At 43.2% G+C, this 18,955-nt stretch carries 17 protein-coding genes; 8 read left to right on the top strand and 9 right to left on the bottom strand.

From position 1 onward, the window contains the following. Window positions 1-122 precede the first annotated feature (122 nt). Both bamJ and cysQ read left to right on the top strand, forming a co-directional pair. Entirely contained in the window at window positions 123-743 is a 621-nt protein-coding gene (gene bamJ, locus AC4IFT_RS14705; protein WP_490735674.1) for a BamJ family beta-barrel-assembly machinery protein, read from the top strand. Between the two features lie 129 nt (window positions 744-872). Next, window positions 873-1,613, top strand: coding sequence for a 3'(2'),5'-bisphosphate nucleotidase CysQ (gene cysQ, locus AC4IFT_RS14700; protein WP_490751698.1), 741 nt, complete (start codon window positions 873-875; stop codon window positions 1,611-1,613). A gap of 44 nt (window positions 1,614-1,657) precedes the next feature. On the opposite strand, the gene mqo is transcribed toward cysQ, so the two are convergent. From mqo to AC4IFT_RS14680, 4 genes are all read right to left on the bottom strand, one after another. Then, complete coding sequence (gene mqo / locus AC4IFT_RS14695; protein ID WP_490751697.1) at window positions 1,658-3,151, bottom strand: malate dehydrogenase (quinone); 1,494 nt, start codon at window positions 3,149-3,151, stop codon at window positions 1,658-1,660. A gap of 10 nt (window positions 3,152-3,161) precedes the next feature. Continuing rightward, a complete protein-coding gene (locus AC4IFT_RS14690) occupies window positions 3,162-3,551 on the bottom strand; it encodes a cupin domain-containing protein (RefSeq protein WP_272573907.1) in 390 nt (129 codons plus the stop codon). A 363-nt stretch (window positions 3,552-3,914) separates the two neighbouring features. Beyond that, complete coding sequence (locus AC4IFT_RS14685; RefSeq protein ID WP_490751696.1) at window positions 3,915-4,505, bottom strand: GDP-mannose pyrophosphatase; 591 nt, start codon at window positions 4,503-4,505, stop codon at window positions 3,915-3,917. 130 nt (window positions 4,506-4,635) lie between these two features. After that, window positions 4,636-5,040: a YgiW/YdeI family stress tolerance OB fold protein gene (locus tag AC4IFT_RS14680; RefSeq protein ID WP_225820583.1), complete on the bottom strand. Its 405-nt coding sequence runs from the start codon at window positions 5,038-5,040 to the stop codon at window positions 4,636-4,638. Window positions 5,041-5,217: 177 nt separating this feature from the next. Between AC4IFT_RS14680 and qseB the strand changes: the two genes are divergently transcribed. Both qseB and qseC read left to right on the top strand, forming a co-directional pair. Then, window positions 5,218-5,883, top strand: a complete 666-nt coding sequence (gene qseB / locus AC4IFT_RS14675; RefSeq protein ID WP_490735683.1) for a quorum sensing response regulator transcription factor QseB — start codon at window positions 5,218-5,220, stop codon at window positions 5,881-5,883. Continuing rightward, window positions 5,880-7,232 carry a quorum sensing histidine kinase QseC gene (gene qseC / locus AC4IFT_RS14670; protein WP_490751694.1) on the top strand — a complete coding sequence of 451 codons (1,353 nt, stop codon included), beginning with the start codon at window positions 5,880-5,882 and terminating at the stop codon, window positions 7,230-7,232. Before qseB ends, qseC begins: the two co-directional genes overlap by 4 nt. 157 nt (window positions 7,233-7,389) lie before the next feature. On the opposite strand, the gene AC4IFT_RS14665 is transcribed toward qseC, so the two are convergent. Next, entirely contained in the window at window positions 7,390-7,947 is a 558-nt protein-coding gene (locus AC4IFT_RS14665) for a YtfJ family protein (RefSeq protein WP_490735687.1), read from the bottom strand. A gap of 296 nt (window positions 7,948-8,243) precedes the next feature. Between AC4IFT_RS14665 and AC4IFT_RS14660 the strand changes: the two genes are divergently transcribed. Continuing rightward, complete coding sequence (locus AC4IFT_RS14660) at window positions 8,244-8,450, top strand: DUF1107 domain-containing protein (protein ID WP_219244903.1); 207 nt, start codon at window positions 8,244-8,246, stop codon at window positions 8,448-8,450. A 78-nt stretch (window positions 8,451-8,528) separates the two neighbouring features. On the opposite strand, the gene paeA is transcribed toward AC4IFT_RS14660, so the two are convergent. Together paeA and msrA are read right to left on the bottom strand one after the other, a co-directional pair. Then, window positions 8,529-9,896 carry a polyamine export protein PaeA gene (gene paeA, locus AC4IFT_RS14655; RefSeq protein ID WP_490751692.1) on the bottom strand — a complete coding sequence of 456 codons (1,368 nt, stop codon included), beginning with the start codon at window positions 9,894-9,896 and terminating at the stop codon, window positions 8,529-8,531. Between the two features lie 395 nt (window positions 9,897-10,291). After that, window positions 10,292-10,933, bottom strand: a complete 642-nt coding sequence (gene msrA, locus AC4IFT_RS14650; protein ID WP_490751691.1) for a peptide-methionine (S)-S-oxide reductase MsrA — start codon at window positions 10,931-10,933, stop codon at window positions 10,292-10,294. A gap of 133 nt (window positions 10,934-11,066) precedes the next feature. On the opposite strand from msrA, the gene tamA reads away from it, so the two are divergent. Genes tamA through AC4IFT_RS14635 form a run of 3 tightly spaced genes read left to right on the top strand, consistent with a single transcriptional unit; the run spans window position 11,067 to window position 16,933 of the window. Beyond that, window positions 11,067-12,809, top strand: coding sequence for an autotransporter assembly complex protein TamA (gene tamA, locus AC4IFT_RS14645; RefSeq protein ID WP_490735694.1), 1,743 nt, complete (start codon window positions 11,067-11,069; stop codon window positions 12,807-12,809). Further along, the gene (tamB, locus tag AC4IFT_RS14640) at window positions 12,806-16,582 is read left to right on the top strand and encodes an autotransporter assembly complex protein TamB (protein WP_490751690.1); all 3,777 of its coding nucleotides are present in this window, start codon (window positions 12,806-12,808) and stop codon (window positions 16,580-16,582) included. Before tamA ends, tamB begins: the two co-directional genes overlap by 4 nt. A gap of 3 nt (window positions 16,583-16,585) precedes the next feature. Further along, window positions 16,586-16,933 carry a gamma-glutamylcyclotransferase family protein gene (locus tag AC4IFT_RS14635; RefSeq protein ID WP_206083200.1) on the top strand — a complete coding sequence of 116 codons (348 nt, stop codon included), beginning with the start codon at window positions 16,586-16,588 and terminating at the stop codon, window positions 16,931-16,933. Window positions 16,934-17,061: 128 nt separating this feature from the next. On the opposite strand, the gene ppa is transcribed toward AC4IFT_RS14635, so the two are convergent. Both ppa and fbp read right to left on the bottom strand, forming a co-directional pair. Next, a complete protein-coding gene (gene ppa / locus AC4IFT_RS14630; protein ID WP_353244079.1) occupies window positions 17,062-17,592 on the bottom strand; it encodes an inorganic diphosphatase in 531 nt (176 codons plus the stop codon). A gap of 211 nt (window positions 17,593-17,803) precedes the next feature. Beyond that, window positions 17,804-18,811 carry a class 1 fructose-bisphosphatase gene (gene fbp, locus AC4IFT_RS14625; RefSeq protein WP_490735699.1) on the bottom strand — a complete coding sequence of 336 codons (1,008 nt, stop codon included), beginning with the start codon at window positions 18,809-18,811 and terminating at the stop codon, window positions 17,804-17,806. Between the last annotated feature and the right edge of the window lie 144 nt (window positions 18,812-18,955).

Raw genomic sequence — 18,955 nt, 5'->3', positions numbered from 1 at the left:
GAACACTGAGCAAATTCATGCGCCACACAGACGTTTTATTATTTAGATTGACGGTTTGGGTTTACCCATAGCAGGGGGGCTGCTATTCTTGTTTTTTTATCAAAAACCATATGGGTATTTTCATGGCAAACCAAAATTTTGATTCAGTAGAAGCTCAAGCAAGCTACGGTATTGGCCTACAAGTTGGGCAGCAATTATTAGAGTCTGGTCTAGAAGGTTTAGTACCAAACGCAATTTTAGCAGGTCTGGTTGATGCATTAGAAGGCAACATGCCATCTGTGCCTGTTGAAACCTTGCACAAAGCATTACGTGAAATTCATGAACGTGCAGATGAAGTTCGTGTTGCTCGCCAAGCTGCAATGGCGGAAGAAGGCCAGAAATTCCTCGATGAAAACCAAAAACGCGAAGGCGTTTCAACAACTGAATCTGGTTTGCAATTCTCTGTGATCAACCAAGGCGAAGGCGCTATCCCATCTCGCTCTGACCGTGTTCGTGTTCATTACACTGGCCGTTTAATTGATGGCTCTGTGTTTGATAGCTCCGTTCAACGTGGTCAGCCAGCTGAATTCCCAGTCAGCGGCGTGATCCCAGGTTGGATCGAAGCACTGACGCTGATGCCTGTTGGTTCTAAATGGGAACTGTATATCCCTCATGAATTAGCTTATGGTGAGCGCGGTGCAGGTGCATCAATTCCACCATTTAGCACACTTGTTTTTGAAGTTGAACTGTTAGAAATTTTATAAGAATAGCGATTTTAATCACTATTTGAATTGATGCCTTGGTGTTTTTCTGCGCCAAGGCATTTTTTATGGCGTAAATTTTATGCACTTGCTACTCTTGCTGTAAAGGTCAACGGGAGAGAGGTGAATAACATGCTACAACAAATTTGCGAACTGGCTCAAGAAGCGGGTTATGCCATTATGGAAACTTACAATGCACAAGAGCCATTGCGGGTTGATCATAAAAGTGACAACTCCCCTGTCACGGAGGCGGATATTGCCGCACACCATATTATTGCCGCTGGTCTAACACGCATTGCCCCTGATATTCCACAGCTTTCAGAAGAAGATCCCCCGGAGTGGTCAATTAGGCAGCATTGGCAACGCTATTGGTTGATTGACCCCCTTGATGGAACCAAAGAATTCATTAACCGAAATGGGGACTTTACCGTCAATATTGCGCTAATTGAAAACGGTGTCCCAGTTATGGGGGTCGTATATGCCCCCGCAAAAGGGTTACTTTACTATGCAGAGGGAAACCAAGCATGGAAAGAAGAAGGTGGGCATAAGCAGCAAATCCATGTGTATGACGGGAAACCGCCCGTGATTGTCATCAGCCGTTCCCATCAAGATAGCGAGTTAATGGATTATTTAGCGCAAATGGGGGAGCACACGACCGCTGAAATTGGTTCATCACTCAAGTTCTGCCTTGTCGCGGAAGGAAAAGCGCAGCTTTACCCACGGTTTGGACCGACGAATATTTGGGATACCGCCGCAGGTCATGCAGTTGCGATTGGTGCGGGGGCGAAAGTGGTTGATTGGAACGGAAAAACGTTAGATTACACACCGAGGGAGTCATTCTTGAACCCGGGCTTTCGCGTAATTTTGTTCTAATACTCGATAAAGGTTGGGAAGTGATTTCCCAACCTTATCAATGTTTAATTATCTAATTGCAGCACTTTAGCGGTTGCAGTACGAATATCTAAACATGCTTTTGCATCTTGTTTTAAATCAATACCATAAGTTGGAATAATCGCTTTTAGCTTCGCTTCCCAGCCATCAGCTTTAAGCTGATCCGCAAAACAGTCTTTGAGTACGTTTAAGGCAATAAAGGCTGCGGTTGATGCGCCTGGAGATGCGCCCATCAGTACAGTGAATGATTTATCTGCGCTGGTAATCAGCTCGGTACCAAACTCCAAAACCCCTTTTTTATCGTGATCTGGCTTGATAATTTGCACACGTTGGCCAGCGACAACTTCTTTCCAATCTTCATGCTGTGCATCTGGGTAGAACTTTTGCAATGTAGCAAATTGGTGTGCGGAGGTTTGCAGTACTTGCCCTACGAGGTATTCCGCGAGTGACCAGTTATCTTTTGCAATAGCCAGCATTGGCTCAATATTGTTGAGGCGAATAGATTCAAACAGGTCTAAATAAGAGCCATGTTTTAAAAATTTACTGGAAAAACCAGCATATGGGCCAAACAGTAAGGAACGTTTTCCGCCAATAATTCGCGTATCTAAATGTGGAACTGACATTGGTGGAGAACCTTTGTCGGCTTTTCCATACACTTTTGCATGATGTCGAGCCGCGACTTTTTCATCATCACAGCGTAGCCAAATACCACTGACAGGGAAGCCACCATAGCCTTTTCCTTCGGGGATACCTGATTTTTGCAATAATTCAATAGCGCGCCCACCAGCGCCAACAAACACAAATTTTGCCGATGTAATGTGTTTTTCGTGGGTCAGTAAGTTTTTGACTTCCACATTCCAACGGCCATCAGGGGTTTGTGTGACATCAACGACTTCATGCTTATAGTGAAGTGAAAAACCTGACTGTTCACTGAGTTGCGCCATCAATAAGTGCGTTAGTGCACCATAATCAACGTCCGCACCTGTTACCACACGCGTGACGGCAATATTTTTGTCGTCTTCACGACCTTCCATTAACAACGGTGCCCAATCATTGATTTGTTTTGGATCATCACTGTATTCCATATTGTGATAGCAGTGGTGAGCGGACATTTGCTTAAAGCGCTGTTGTAAGAATTTGACATTGTCGGCGCCCCAAACAAAGCTCATATGGGGGCAAGGGTGAATAAAATCTCGTGGATTTTTGATTTTCCCTTTTATGACAAGGTATGACCATAACTGGCGGGATAAATCAAATTCTGTATTTACTTCAAGGGCTTTGCTGATATCGACAGTGCCATCAGGGTTTGGCGGGGTGTAGTTCATCTCACAGTTGGCTGCGTGACCTGTTCCTGCGTTATTCCACGGATGTGAGCTTTCTTGCGCGCAATCATTTAAGCGTTCAAAAACGGCAACCGTCAGCGATGGTTCAAGTTCTTTTAAGAACGTACCGAGTGTCGCACTCATGATCCCTGCACCGATCAGCGCAATATCAACATTTTCTGCTATAGGTTTAGTCATAAAAAAGCCTCTATTTTTTGGTCGGTGTGAAGCACAGATCAGTGCCTTCTTGATAGACAACATAAGCACGCCGCCATGGGTCATCACCGATCAACCGCCACTTATGGCCTGTTCCGGTATTATCTTGAGCGAGTAAAATATCACCTGGATTAATTATAAATTTAGAACCATCTTTGGTTTCAAATTCTAAGGTGCCAGTGAGCGTGATCACATAACGAGGAACGGGATCTTTATGCCAATCCCATGATCCACCTGACACGGTTTCACGGAAAGTCAGTTCGCTGACTGAAATGGCTGGGGTTTGACTATCTCCACGGGCAACACTATCGAGTTCCAGCGTGCCTTCTTCAAACAGGGAATTTCCATCTTCACCTGTCCACATACGAACACAACGTATCATCTTATTTAGCTCCTTAATGAAAATGGCATAGCTTGAAAATTAATTTAGATTCATTAGTGATAAAAATAGGGTTCGTAAAATGACAATATTAAAATGGCGAGAATATAATGTTTTTAATCTAAGGTTTTTTAAGGGGCAGGTCAAAGTGAAAGTACCTTTATTTATAATAAAGACGGTGCATTTGTATTTAATTGAATTATAAGATTTATTTCAATCGAGTTTCGATTGTCGTTTGTTGATTGGCTTAAACTAAACACCTCTTTTAATGAGTGAAATATATAAGCAATCACGGCATAAAAATAAAGAAAGATAAGATGAAGCTCACAGCAATGTATTTAAATTGTGGTGAGCTGATAAAGGGCATTAGCTTTTCAGAATTGAATGTAAGGCAAGGTGCTGTATTAACATAATTGTCTTACCATCGGCAATTTCCCCTGTTTTGATAGCTTCAAGTGCTTTAGGGAATGCCCACTCTAACACTTCAATATCTTCACCTTCTTCTGCAAGCCCGCCCCCTACATTGCTGCGGTTATTATCGTTATATTCAGCGATATAAAAATGCAGTTTTTCTGTGACAGAGCCAGGGCTCATAAAGGCTTCAAACACTTTTTCCAGTTTATCCACCTTGAAGCCTGTTTCTTCTTCGGCTTCGGCAATAATTCGTGCCTCTGGTGAAGCATTTTCAAGTAGGCCTGCTGCTGCTTCAATTAAAAAGTGAGGGTAACCACTCACATACATTGGCATGCGAAATTGACGGATGAGAATAATGCTGTTTTTAGCTTTGTTGTACAACAAAATAACGGCGCCGTTTCCCCTGTCATACACTTCGCGCTCTTGTTGTTGCCAACTGCCATCGCGCCTTTGTAGTTCGTAGGTATATTTCTTTAAAATATACCAATTATCGGAGAGAAGTTTTTCTTGGATATTACGCAGTTTCGGTTGTTTAACAGTCATTGCATGGCCTTAGCGAACAAGTATATTTAAGGCTAATTTAGCACCGTTAAAAACAGCAAGAAATAAGATTTTGAGGAAAGCCAGCTTTCTACTAAGGGCTGAAAGCTGGCGATATAACCGCTGGGCTTAATTATTTGATTAACTGAATTTGTTTAACTTCAACTTCTCTTGAATTCCAATCTTTATCGATTTTACCGCGAATTTCGATTTTATCTTTTGGTGTGACATTAATACCATTCCAGCGTTTCTCGCTGATCTCTAGGTTAATGGTGCCTGTACCGTCAGTAAATTCATAATGCTTATGATCAAGCTGTTTAACAATATTACCACGCAAGATAACCCAGCTATCATCTGACATATCAAGTGCTTTTGCGACGGTCATTTCACCACTATTTGGACCAATAAAACCGCCAGCTTGGGTATTTTGTGTTGTTGTATTGGCAACAGCACCTGGGCCATCAAAACCGCCATTAGCAGCAAAAACTGGCGCGGAAGCAAGGGCGGCAACTAAAGCAATTAAAGGTAATTTTTTCATCGTCGTTATCTCCAAATAAAACATGAACGGGTTCGTATGGAGGGTATTAAAACAGGTAAATCTTAACAGGATCTTAAGAAACTCGCATAATGCATTATATTTTTAATTTGCTTAATAATAGCTAGTCATCTTATCGAGTATAAGATAAATATAATAATATTCCGATATGGGGGGATTATGCGTATTTTATTAATTGAAGATGACAGACTGATTGGTGACGGATTAAAAGTCGGTTTAACGCAGCTTGGGTTTACTGTCGACTGGTTTATGGATGGTAAACAGGGGCAGCGTGCATTATTTGATGCGCCCTATGATGCAGTCGTTCTGGATTTATCCCTACCAAATATTGATGGTATGGATATTTTAAAGCACTGGCGCACAGAAGGGCGTGATGAACCTGTGTTAATTTTGACGGCGCGAGATGCCCTCGATCAACGAGTGCAAGGCTTACAACAAGGCGCAGATGACTACTTGTGTAAACCTTTTGCATTGATGGAAGTGATGGCTCGTTTGCAAGCGTTGATCCGCCGTAGAAGTGGGCAGCTCACTCCCAAACTCAGCCATGGCGAGGTTGAAATGGATCCTGTCGCGATGACAGTGACGGTACACGGCGAGCCTGTTCAACTCAAAGGTAAAGAATTAGCGTTACTCTCCCTATTTTTGCACAACCCAAACAAAGTATTATCCCGCGCGCTGATTGAAGAAAAGCTTTATAACTGGGACGAGGAAGTCTCAAGCAATTCTGTCGAGGTGCATATTCACCATTTAAGGCGCAAATTGGGGAATAAATTTATTCGGACAATCCACGGTGTGGGTTATCGACTCGGTGATAATGAACAATGAAAACGTTTAGTTTGCGGCTAAAGCTCACCTTAACATTATTATTGCTTGCGTTGCTGACGTGGGGAATTGCCAGCTCATTAGCATGGTACCAAACCTATAAGACTATCAATGAGTTATTTGATACGCAGCAGATGGCTTTTGCTAAGCGATTGTCGGTATTGCCTTCAGATCTTGAGTTAACGAAACCCTCACTCACCAAAACAAAAAAATTATTACGTAAGAACCGTGGCCATCAGGACGATGATGCACTCGCGTTTGCCGTATTTACCCCAGAAGGGGAAATGGTGCTCAATGATGGCGATAATGGCCGTGATATTGGTTTTGAGTTTACGCGAGAAGGCTTTGCAGATGGCATGATGAAGGGGAGCGATGACCCTTGGCGGTTTGTCTGGCTAAAGTCTCAGGATGGGCAGTATGTGATTGCAGTCGGGCAGGAGTGGGAATATCGCCAAGAAATGGCGACAGATATTATGGTCGCGCAATTTATGCCATGGCTGGTGGCTTTACCCGTGATGCTATTGATATTTTTATGGTTATTAACTCGTGCATTACGCCCCCTTAAAGATGTTGCAAACCAGCTGTATCGTCGAAAGCCCAATGAGTTAACACCAATACGAGTGACACGGATCCCCAGTGAAGCGAGGCCTATTATCGACTCTGTTAATGGGCTATTTGGTCGCATTAACCAAATGTTTGTGCGTGAAAGGCAATTTACGTCTGATGCTGCCCATGAGTTACGTAGCCCCCTTGCGGCATTAAAAGTGCAGGCGGAAGTTGTTCAAATTGCAGGAGATGACCGTGAAATTCGCTGCCATGCAGTCGCAAATTTAACGGAAGGTATCGATAGGGCAACCCGACTTGTTGACCAATTACTGACATTATCACGATTAGAGTCTTCAGCACAGTTGGAGGATACCAGTGAATTGACGTGGGAAGGCTTGATTAATGCGGCTGTGAAAGAGATTGAGCCAGAGGCGATAAGCCAACAAACGACCATTATTCAAACCGTTGTTTCAACACCAAAGCCTTTTCAAGGACAAGCACTGCTCCTTAGCGTGTTATTGCGCAATTTACTTCACAATGCCATTCGTTATGGTAAAGAAAAGGGTGAAGTAAAAATTACATTGTATACGGAACACCTTGAAATCCAAGATAATGGTGAGGGTGTAACGCCAGATGTATTACAGCGTTTAGGGGAGCGTTTTTATCGCCCTCCGGGGCAAGAGAAAACAGGCAGTGGATTGGGACTGTCTATTGTTAAACGCATTGCTGAACTACATAACCTGCAAGTGGTTTTTAGCCATGGCGATACAGGCGGCTTTTGCGTCAATATTATTTGGTCACACTAAATACCCTTAACAACCGTGATTGTTTATTAGCAAAATAGAGATAATTATGCATATTTACAATAAGGGAATTTTAGAATAACTCACTATTTTTGAAAAATACTGCGATAAGTTAATCCCCTCATTTGTGGCTAATTAAATGAAGGGATTGATGGCGCAACTATTTTAAAGTGGAAATGAGTAAGCCAATGACTTTTTCAATCTCTTGTGAATTTAGCTCGCCATCTTTGAAAAATAGTACTTTTCCTTGGTTATCCAGTACGATAATCGCAGAGCTTTCAGGTTTTAACCCCCACGCTGCTTTTACTACGCCATCACTATCGACAATAAACTGTGAGTAAGGAAACTCTTTTTTGCTGTCCTCAACGCTGTTTTTAACAAAAACCCCTGTCCCAAAAATCGCATCATCCGTATTAATAATTGTGGTGGTTTGATAGGTATCATGCGGGAATCTAGCGCTTTTAATGGCTTCGATCAGTGGGGCATTGAGCTCTTTTGCAGATGAACGCCCCGCAATATGTTGGATAGTGCGTACTTTTCCGACTAATTGCTGGCTTTTCCATGGTTGGTAATCGAGTTTATTGTCTTTATTGAGGATTAACTCGCCTTTATCAGAGACGGAAACCGCAGGAACAGATTGATTAATTTGAATATTAGCAGCAGTTGCCATCGCGGATAAGCTGAGTAAGCAAATGGAGATGAAGACGTTTCTAAACATAAAAGCCCCTTGAATTGTACTGTGAATATATGAGCCCGAAGATTATTTGTTTCTCCGTGTATTTATAGCATAGCTCATCGGATGAGTTTCAATAGGGAATTTAACATTTTTTTAAAATTCAGAATAAATACACTGTTTAGCAGTAATTTAACAGTTAGTTGACAGTGTCATGTTATGTCAGCAAATTGAATAAAACTGCAATTTTAGAACCAAAGTCGAAATTTCTGGTCTATGATTATTGTACGGTATGCTTTATGAGGTGCCGTACGTAAGAACAAAGGGGAGGATAAGTTCGAATGAAAATTTTTAACCGTTATAACCCATCTAAAATTGCTCTTTATGTTAAAACACTTTTCAGTGGTCGGCTCTATATAAAGGATTTTGGGGCATTTGAGTTTAATTATGGGAAGATTTTACCACCAAAAGTCAGTGATAAACGCCATTACAGTGTGATGAGCGAAGTTAACAAACAAGTTTTATTGCTACAGGCTGAATTAGGGTAGGTTAATCAACATTGAGTTTTGATTAATAACGCGCCACACAGGGTGGCGCATTGAAAGAAACGGCTTCGCTAGCAAGCACTAATGTTCAGTATCTTTTGTTTGCTGTTTTGCGTCAGCCGTTTCAATGGCATTTTTACCTGGCTGTACAACAACTGGTGAAGGTGCAGCAGTAATCCGTGTAACAAGCAACTGGTCAATTTTATAGTTGTCGATATCCACCACTTCAAACTTATAGCCAGCGTATTTCACGTAATCTGTACGTTTTGGCATTCTTCTCAAGCGGTACATCATAAAGCCAGCGATAGTTTCATAGTTGCTAAAGTCTGGGAAATCATCGATATCTAAAATACGTTGTACATCTTCGATAGGTGTTCCACCGTCAACGAGCCACGAGTTTTCATCGCGTACGACAATTTGCTCTTCCTGTCCTGAACCGACTAAATCACCCATTAGAGTAATCATAACGTCATTGATGGTGATGACCCCCATTACTAAGGCGTATTCGTTGAGGATGACGGCAAAATCGACACCGTTGTTTTTAAACGCTTCCAACGTATCCGATAGCGAAAGTGTATCTGGCACCATCAGAGTACTACGGATATGCACACCGTCAGTTAAGCTTAAACTTTGCCCATTCAGCACGCGATTCAGTAATTCTTTGGAATCAACATAACCAATAACATGGTCAATATCCCCTTCACAAACGAGGAATTTGGAGTGTGGCTGAGTGGAAATTTTATGTTTAATACTGTCTTCTGATTCGGTTTTATCAAAATAAATAATGCTTTCACGCGGTGTCATTGCAGAAGGTACAGTACGTGACTCTAATTCGAATACATTTTCAATTAATTCATGTTCTTGTTTACGTAAAACACCCGCAACGGCTCCCGCTTCTACCACCGCAAAAATATCATCAGAAGTAATATCTTCATTACGAGAGACAGGTAATTTGAATAGTTTAAAAAATAGGTTGGCAAGGCCATTAAAGAACCAAACAAGAGGGCTTAATACCACTAAACAAAAGCGCATTGGATTAACGATACGGATAGCAATAGCCTCAGGCTTCACCATACCAACGCGTTTTGGCGTTAAGTCAGCCACTAAAATAAATAAGCTCGTTACAATGGTAAATGAGAGAACAAACGCGATTTTTTGCGCCCACTCAGGGGATAAAAACTGAATGAAAACATCATATAAAGCCGGGGAAAAGGCTGACTCGCCGACAATACCCGCAAGGATGGCAACGGCATTTAAACCAATTTGTACCACGGTAAAAAACATACCGGGCATTTCTTGTAATTTCAGAACACGAGCCGCGTTAATATTGCCTTCATCGGCCATTAGCTTGAGTTTTATGCGGCGGGAAGCTGCCAGTGAAATTTCTGACAAAGAGAAAAATGCACTAATAGCACATAATAAAAGGACGATCAGTAAACTGTTGAGCATAAGTTATCCAGCCTTTCAAAGGGTGAATTTATTAAATTCAAAAATCTTTAAAGGCATAGTCTCGAATATTAAATATATTGAGTAAGCAAATATACGGTGCGCAACATGCGCAAATTGTTGATATGTGTCGTTAGTATAGATGGGTGGCGAGATATTCGTCAATATTCTTCATTCTTCGCGCTGTAGGGGGGTGGCTTCTCTCAGCTACTCGGGTCAATATTCTTCATTCTTCGCGCTGTAGGGGTGTTGGCTTCATAAAACTTCCCAAATCACATACTTGTGTATGCTCATTGGGATAGTTTTCTTTGCCGCCTACCTACAGCACAAATAATTTTGAATATATTTATTTCTGAAATATTAATTAAAGAATAAATAAAAGATAAATCAGTTATGTGCTAAATAGTTAAAGACGGTGGCATGCAAACACCGATACCGCCTAAGCCGCAGTAGCCATTTGGATTTTTATACAGATACTGCTGGTGGTAATCCTCAGCAAAATAAAAGGTTTCCAATGGCGTGATTTCTGTAGTGATTGGGCGAATATCGTTTTGTGCCTTCATGGCTTCTTGGTAGGCCTGCAACGTTTTCATCGCTTGCTGGTCTTGTTCTTCTGTTAGTGTATAAATGCCTGAACGGTACTGACTACCGATATCGCCCCCTTGGCGCATGCCTTGGGCGGGGTCGTGGTTTTCCCAAAATAGCGTTAATAGTTGAGCGTAACTGATAACTTGTGGGTCAAAGACAACGCGTACAGCTTCTGCGTGGCCTGTTCGGCCTGAACAAACTTCTTCATAGGTTGGGTTAGGTGTTACACCACCGCAATAACCCGCAGAAGTAGTATAAACCCCCGGTTGCTGCCAAAATAATCGTTCTACTCCCCAAAAACAACCCATTGCAAAATAAGCAATTTCCATATTCTTAGGAATAATCTCAATCGAATGATGGCTAACAGCGTGATATGGTGAATAAGAAAGTGCGCTGGTTCTGCCAGGCAGAGGCTGTGAAATATTTGCAGAGTGAAATTTATTAAAAGGCATAATGATTCCTATTGGTCTTGACCACACAAATAAGCTAAAAATTAGGATAAAAACTTGTGTCTCGCGCTAATTTTACTCAAAATAAATTGATATGAAGCCTTTAGTCAATCTTTTTACCACCTTAGGAGCAGGCGTGTCGAAATACCCTCTAATCTGTTTTCTCTGCTTAACTGCGGCTGTGCCGGTTGTGCATGCAGCTAATCTTCGTCTTAATATAGAAGGACTTGAAGGACAACTTAATCAAAACGTTCGAGTACAGCTTTCTAATATATCTCAAGACGAAGTGGTGCCCAATGGCCGTTTTAGAGCGCGTGTCGAGAAAGCAATTCAAGAAGGTTTAAAGCCGCTGGGTTATTACGAACCGACTGTTGAATTTAGCTATGAAGAAAAAACACCACCCGCACGCTCGATATTAACGGCAAAGGTGAACCCGGGTGAGCCTATCTTACTAAAAGGCGTGAAGGTTGAACTTCAAGGTGGGGCAAAAACAGATCCAGATTTTAAAGAGATGGTGTGGAAATTTACGCCAAGGCTCGATATCGTGCAAAACGATGGTCACTATGAAGATTTTAAAGGCCGCTTTGGTAGCTTAGCAATCCGTAAAGGCTATTTTGACGCGGTGATGGAGAAAAGCCAGCTAGGGATTTCGCTTGAGCACCACGCTGCCTATTGGGATTTTGATTTTAATAGTGGCGAACGTTATCGGTTCGGCTCCATTTCTTATCAAGGTTCACAAATTCGCTCAGATTACCTCAATAACCTCGCTCCTTTTAAAGAAGGGGAGTATTACACGTCAGAACAGCTTGCCGAGTTTAACCGCCGTTTAGCGGAAACTGGTTGGTTCTCTTCCGCGATTGTGACGCCAAATATTGCTAAAGCACGTGGTGACGGTACAGACGTACTACCAATGGAAGGGGTGATGGTGCCACGGGCGAGGAACTTTATCGAGCTTGGTGGTGGTTACGCAACGGATGTGGGCCCTCGCGTGAAAGCGACATGGAACAAACCGTGGGTGAATTCGCGAGGCCAAAGCTTAACGTCTAGCATCAGCCTGTCTCAACCAGAGCAAGTGATTGATGCAAGTTATAAGATTCCCTTAAAAGCGAATCCGCTAGAGCAATATTATGCGGTACAAGGCGGGTTTAAGCGTACTGACTTGAATGATACCCAAGCAAATACAACAACGCTGAATGTGTCTCGTAACTGGGAATACTCATCGGGTTGGCAATATGGCGTCAATATGCGTTGGATGTTGAGTAACTTTACCCAAGCGAACGTCACGAATACCACGATGCTGTTATATCCGGGGGCTTATGTCAGCCGTATCCGCCAACGTGGTGGTGTGATGCCAACGTGGGGAGACAGCCAGCGCTACTCCATTGACTACTCAAATAAAATTTGGGGTTCTGATATCGACTTTGCGGTTTTACAAGCCAAAAATGTGTGGATCAGAACGCCGTGGGAAGGTCATCGTTTCATTGTGCGTGGTAACGTCGGCTGGATTGAAACCAACGCTTTTGACAAAGTCCCACCTGACTTGCGTTTCTTCGCAGGGGGCGATGGTAGCGTGCGCGGTTATGGTTATCAAAAAATCTCGCCAGAGGATAGCCGTGGTAAGCTCACAGGGGCCTCAAAGCTGGCTGTTGGCTCAGTTGAATACCAATATAATTTCACCGGAAACTGGTGGGGAGCGACCTTCGTAGATAGCGGTGAAGCCGTCAATGATATTAAAACCAGTGACTTCAAAACGGGTGCAGGTGTTGGTGTGCGTTGGGTTTCCCCTGTTGGGCCAATTAAATTTGACCTAGCAACACCGATTGGTGATTCCAATAATGACAAAATTCAGTTTTATATCGGTTTGGGGACAGAGTTATGAGGTGGTTGAAGTGGTTAAAATGGGTCAGCCTTGCCATTTTATTGATTCTGGTTCTGGTGATTGGTGCGCTTAGTTGGGTAATTGGCACGAAATCAGGTTTTCACTTTGCCTTAAATTCAGTAACACGGTTTGTCCCTGAATTAGCCATTGATGGAATTGATGGTGATATTCGAGATCTCACCTTAACGGGTGTGAAATACCAAATGCCGGGTGTAGATGTGAATGCAGGGAAACTGCATCTGGCACTGAAATTAAGGTGTTTAACCAGCCGTGAACTGTGTATTAATGCATTAGGCACGGAAAATGTCACCGTTAACGTTGATACCTCACAATTTCCGCCATCGGAAGAGACCCCGCCTTCTGAGCCCCTGGCAGAGCTAAAAGCGCCTTTAACGATTCGTTTAAACCAGCTGTCATTGGTGGAAACGCATGTCACTGTAGATGGTATGGCTATCGATTTGGCGAAATTTACCACTGGGGCGACGTGGGAAGGGAAAGCGATTACCCTTACGCCGACGGATATTATTGATTTAGCAATAAACTTGCCTGAAGACCCACAAGCACAGCCTGTTGAAGAAAAGCAGCCAGACTCGACACCAATCAATGCGCAAAAATCCCTTGGTGATGAGCTTAAGGCATTATTTTCGAAACCATTATTAGCCGAGTTGCCAGAAGTCATTCTCCCTGTTGATTTAAATGTGGAAGGGATCAATGCCTCGAATTTCCAATTAACGGGCGGTACTGACGTTAAAATCAACCAATTGCACCTTAGTTTGTCCAATCAAGGGCAACAAGTGTTGGTTAAACAGCTTAAAGTGGATGCACCGCAAGGTAATGTATCGTTATCTGGGACCGCAACACTGCAAGATAAATGGCCCGTTTCATTGTCGGTGATTGGGGAAAGTCGTTTAGAGGATTTAGATGGGCAGAAAGTCGATTTATCCCTCAAAGGCGGTTTGATTGATGAATTGAAGTTAGCGCTCAATTTACAAGGGCCAATTAATGCCACGCTTGATGCTGAAACGGACTTATCCCAAGCCGATTTGCCGATTTTACTCACTCTTGAAAGCGATAAACTAGCATGGCCACTAGTCGGCGATGCGCAGTATCAATTAGATGGTACGCGCTTGCGCTTAAATGGTCGTCCATCGGCCTATGATTTATCGTTGCGTTCAGCTATCACGGGGCAAGACTTACCGCCATCGACCTTGATGCTGGATGCAAAAGGTAATGAAGAGCAAATTAATTTAACGCGTTTACGCCTTGCAGCGTTGCAAGGAAATGCGGATATCACTGGTGTGGCTGATTGGAGCAAGGCGATTAGCTGGAATGCGGTTCTGACACTGTCAGGGATCAATACTGCAAAACAGTACCCAGAATGGCCAGCAAAAGTGGACGGTAAGATTGCCACCCGCGGTAGCTTATACGGTGGCAGTTGGCAGTTAGATATCCCTGAAATTATGCTCGATGGTAATGTTAAAAATAACTTACTCAAAGCGCGTGGACAGGCGAAAGGTAACGCCGCTGGCCAATGGGATATCCCGCATTTTAATTTAGCGTTAGGCAAGAATAATGTGGATGTTAAGGGCTCTCTCGCTGAGAAATGGAACCTTGATGCCAAAATTAGTGCACCTGCGCTCAATGGCTTATTGCCAGGGCTTGGTGGGGTGATTGCTGGGGATGTGAAATTACGCGGTAATTTGCAGACGCCAGAAGCCTTAGTTGACCTCACTGCCCGAGGCGTGAAATGGCAAAATGACCTAGCTATCGAAAATGTCGCTATCAAAGGTAATGTTGCGACCGGTGAGCAAATTAAAGGGGATTTATCCGTTGTTTTACGTCAGTTAAGGCAAGGGGATTTAGTCGTTAGCAACCTGACGTTAGATGCCAAAGGTAGCGAAAAACAGCATACTCTGAAATTAAACATGAAAGGCGAACCTGTTTCTGGCCAATTGGCGTTAGCGGGCGGGTTTGATCGCCAAACTGAGGTGTGGAAAGGGACGTTATCAAATACGTTATTTGATACGGTAGTGGGCGAATGGCGCTTAAATCAAGCCATGTCACTCAATTATGCCAATCAAACGCAAGAAGTGACCATTGGCAGCCATTGTTGGGTGAATCCAAACGCGCGTTTATGTGTGCCAAAACCAATTAAGGCAGGGAAAAGCGGCAGCGCAGATATTGTGTTAGAGCGCTTTGACTTAGCGATGATAAAACCGTTTATGCCAAAAGATACCCGTGTTAGCGGTGTATTTAGTGGTAAAGCGAATGCGAGCTGGAAAGCCGATGGTAGCATGCCTCAAGTGCAGGTCGATTTACGTGGTAATGATGTCAAAGCGACCCAGTTTGTTGAAGGAACGCGTTTACCTATCGCATTTGATACGTTAACACTCAGCGCCGCCTTGAAAAACGGCAAAGCCGACCTTAATTGGTTATTTGGCCTCGCCAATAACGGGCAGATGCGCGGAAACCTACAAGTTTCCGATATCGAAAAACGCCGTTTGTTATCAGGTAATGTTGAAATCAATTCCATTACCTTGGATTTAATCAAACCGTTACTGGGCCAAAAAGAGGTGGCTAACGGGCGTTTAAATGCCAATTTACGCTTAGGGGGTTCTGCCAATAACCCGCTGCTAAATGGGAATTTATCGCTTTCCAGTTTAGAAATTAAGTCTGCGATGATCCCATTCGATATTAAAAGTGGTCATTTAGGTGTTAATTTCAATGGTACTAGCTCGGTGATGAAGGGGCAGATCAACACACCAGAAGGCTACCTGAACATTGATGGTGATGCGGATTGGCGCAATATCAATGCATGGCGGGCGCAAGTGATGGCACGAGGGAACAACCTGCGTGTGTCTATGCCACCGATGATTAAAATTGATGTGCAGCCCGATATCGTGTTTGATGCGTCACCATCGCTCTTGACGCTAAGTGGTTCAGTGACTATCCCATGGGCGAGAATTACGGTTCAGGAGTTACCTGAGTCAGCAGTGAGCGCATCGTCCGATGTGGTGATGTTAGACAGTAACTTGAAGCCGATTGAGGAAAAAGCGCCTTCGATTCCGATTCAAACCAATTTGGATATTAAAATTGGTAATGATGTGCAGTTAGATGCGTTTGGCCTAAAAGCGCGCTTAACAGGGTTACTGAAGGTATTACAGAATAAGCAAGGGCTGAGCTTGAATGGTCAAATTGACATTCCAGCAGGGCGTTTCCGTGCTTATGGTCAGGACTTGATTGTCCGTAAAGGGCAAATTCAGTTCTCAGGTCCGGCGGACCAACCGTTCTTAAATTTAGAAGCGATTCGTAACCCAGAGAACACGGCGGATGATGTCATCGCAGGTGTTAAGGTCACAGGGCTTGCAGACAAACCGAAAGTCGAGATATTCTCTGAGCCAGCCAAGACGCAACAAGAAGCACTTTCTTATCTGTTAAGAGGGGAAGGCTTAGAAAGTGGTGATGCAAATGGCTCACAAATGACATCGATGATTATCGGCTTAGGTGTGGCTCAAAGTGGTCAACTGGTGGGTAAAATCGGTGAAACATTTGGGGTTTCTGATCTGGCGCTCGATACGCAAGGTGTGGGAGACGGTTCCCAAGTTGTGGTAAGCGGTAAGATAACTAATGATTTACAAGTGAAGTATGGTGTTGGTATCTTTGACTCCTTGGCAACGTTAACCCTACGTTATCGATTAATGCCAAAATTGTATTTAGAAGCTGTGTCTGGTGTAAATCAGGCCTTGGATCTCCTTTACCAATTTGAGTTTTAGATTATGCGTGTAATTGTTTATGGCAGCTTAAGACAAAAGCAAGGAAATCATCACTGGATGACTTATGCTCAATTGTTAGGTGAGCATAAGCTAGAAGGCTATGAACTGTATGATCTTGGATTTTATCCCGCTGTGGTGAAAGGCGATGGCGCAATTGAGTGCGAAGTGTATCGCATCAATCCATCGATTTTAACCGAGCTAGATGAGCTTAAGAAAAACTCTCAGGATTATGTAAGAGAGTTAATCCCAACGCCATATGGCAATGCTTGGATTTATCTATATAAGCATTCGGTTGATGGCCTGCGCCAAATTAAAAGCGGCGACTGGCTCAAACGTGATGAAGAAAAATAACCACACACTATTTTGTTGAGTGGACAATGTGCAGTACGCCGGCAATATAGCCGGCGTTTTTACATTTAAAGGCATAAAAAAAGCTCTGGGGTTAGCCAGAGCCTTCAATCATATTCCCTGAAAGGAAATTATTTTTTTGCAGCGCGTTCGAAAGAGGCAACGATTTCCGCTTTCGCAGCTTCTACGTTATCCCAACCGTCAACTTTAACCCACTTACCTTTTTCTAAATCTTTGTAATGTTCAAAGAAGTGAGTGATTTGAGCTTTCAGTAACTCAGGGATATCGTTCACATCTTTAATGTGATCGTATTCTTTGCTCAGTTTAGTGTGTGGAACCGCCACTAATTTTGCATCTTCACCTGATTCGTCGGTCATTTTCAGGACGCCAACTGGGCGGCAACGAATGACTGAACCTGGTTGTAATGGGTATGGCGTTGGGACTAACACGTCAACTGGGTCACCATCTAAAGACAGTGTGTTGTTGATATAACCGTAGTTGCACGGATAGAACATCGCTGTTGACATGAAACGGTCTACAAACAGCGCGCCAGATTCTTTATCAACTTCGTATTTGATAGGATCTGCGTTAGCTGGAATTTCGATGATAACGTAGATATCTTCTGGCAGATCTTTACCTGCCGGTACATTGTTCAGGCCCATTTAAATGCATCCTTTGTGTGAATAATGAATTTACCCGCTGACTATTAACGCATTGATTAAATAGTGTTAGTTATCGACTTTCAAGTCACTCACTTTTTCGGGTAGATAGCGTGGGGGACATTATAGCCGCAAAAAGGGGCAAAACTCACTAGTTGGCGAAAAAAAGGGACAAAAAAGGCGGGAAACCCCGCCTGAGCATCAGTGAATTGGATTATTCAGCGTCTGGGAATTCACGCATGAATGATTCAGCTTTCTCCACCATGGACTCAGTTCCGACGAAGAACGGGGCACGCTGGTGTAATTCACTTGGGATGAGGTCTAAAATACGGTTCGCACCATCGCTTGCTTTACCGCCAGCTTGTTCAGCTAAGAATGCAATTGGGTTGCACTCATACAGTAGACGCAGTTTTCCATTCGGGTGACTTGCCGTGCTTGGGTAGATGTAGATACCCCCTTTGAGCAAGTTACGGTGGAAGTCTGCCACTAAAGAGCCAATATAGCGTGTGGTATAAGGGCGGTTTGTTGCTTTATCTTCTTCTTGGCAGTATTTAATGTACTTTTTAACGCCCATAGGGAACTTGATGTAGTTACCTTCGTTAATGGAATACATTTTGCCTTCCGATGGGAACATGACTTTCTCATGAGATAAGCAGAACACGCCTAAAGATGGGTCGTAAGTAAACGCATGTACGCCAACACCTGTGGTATAAACCAACATGGTTGATGAGCCGTAAACAACGTAACCCGCAGCAACTTGGCGGTTACCTGGTTGCAGGAAGTCTGCTTCAGTCACAGGTTGGCCAATTGGCGTAATACGGTGGTAAATTGAGAAAATTGTCCCGACGGAAACGTTTACATCAATATTCGAAGAACCATCAAGTGGGTCCATTAATACGACATATTTTGCGTTTTCTGCACGGTCTCCTTCGAAAATGACAATTTCGTCTTCTTCTTCAGAGGCGATACCGGCGACTTCTCCGCGTGCTTTTAGGGCCGCTTTCAGTTTTTCGTTTGCATACAGGTCAAGCTTCATCTGGACTTCACCTTGAATATTCGACACACCATTAGTGCCAAGAATATCGACGAGTCCAGCTTTGTTAATATCACGATGGATAATTTTAGCGCCCAGTTTAATCGCTGACAGTAATGACGTCAGCTCACCTGTTGCATGAGGAAAATCTTGTTGCTTTTCGACGATGAATTCGCCTAATGTTTTCATGACGAAGGTCCTGAATAAAATTGACAAAGGTTTTGCGGGACGATTATACCCCGCGCGGGGGAGAGTTTAACTAAATAAAAAAAAGATTAATAGGTTAATGCATTTATAAACCTGCTATTGATGGGTAGAATAGTGACAAACCTC

Source organism: Providencia sp. UF-183 (assembly GCF_058246155.1).
The sequence above is the reverse complement of the archived record's forward strand: the minus strand, read 5'-3'. Positions and strand labels throughout refer to the sequence as shown.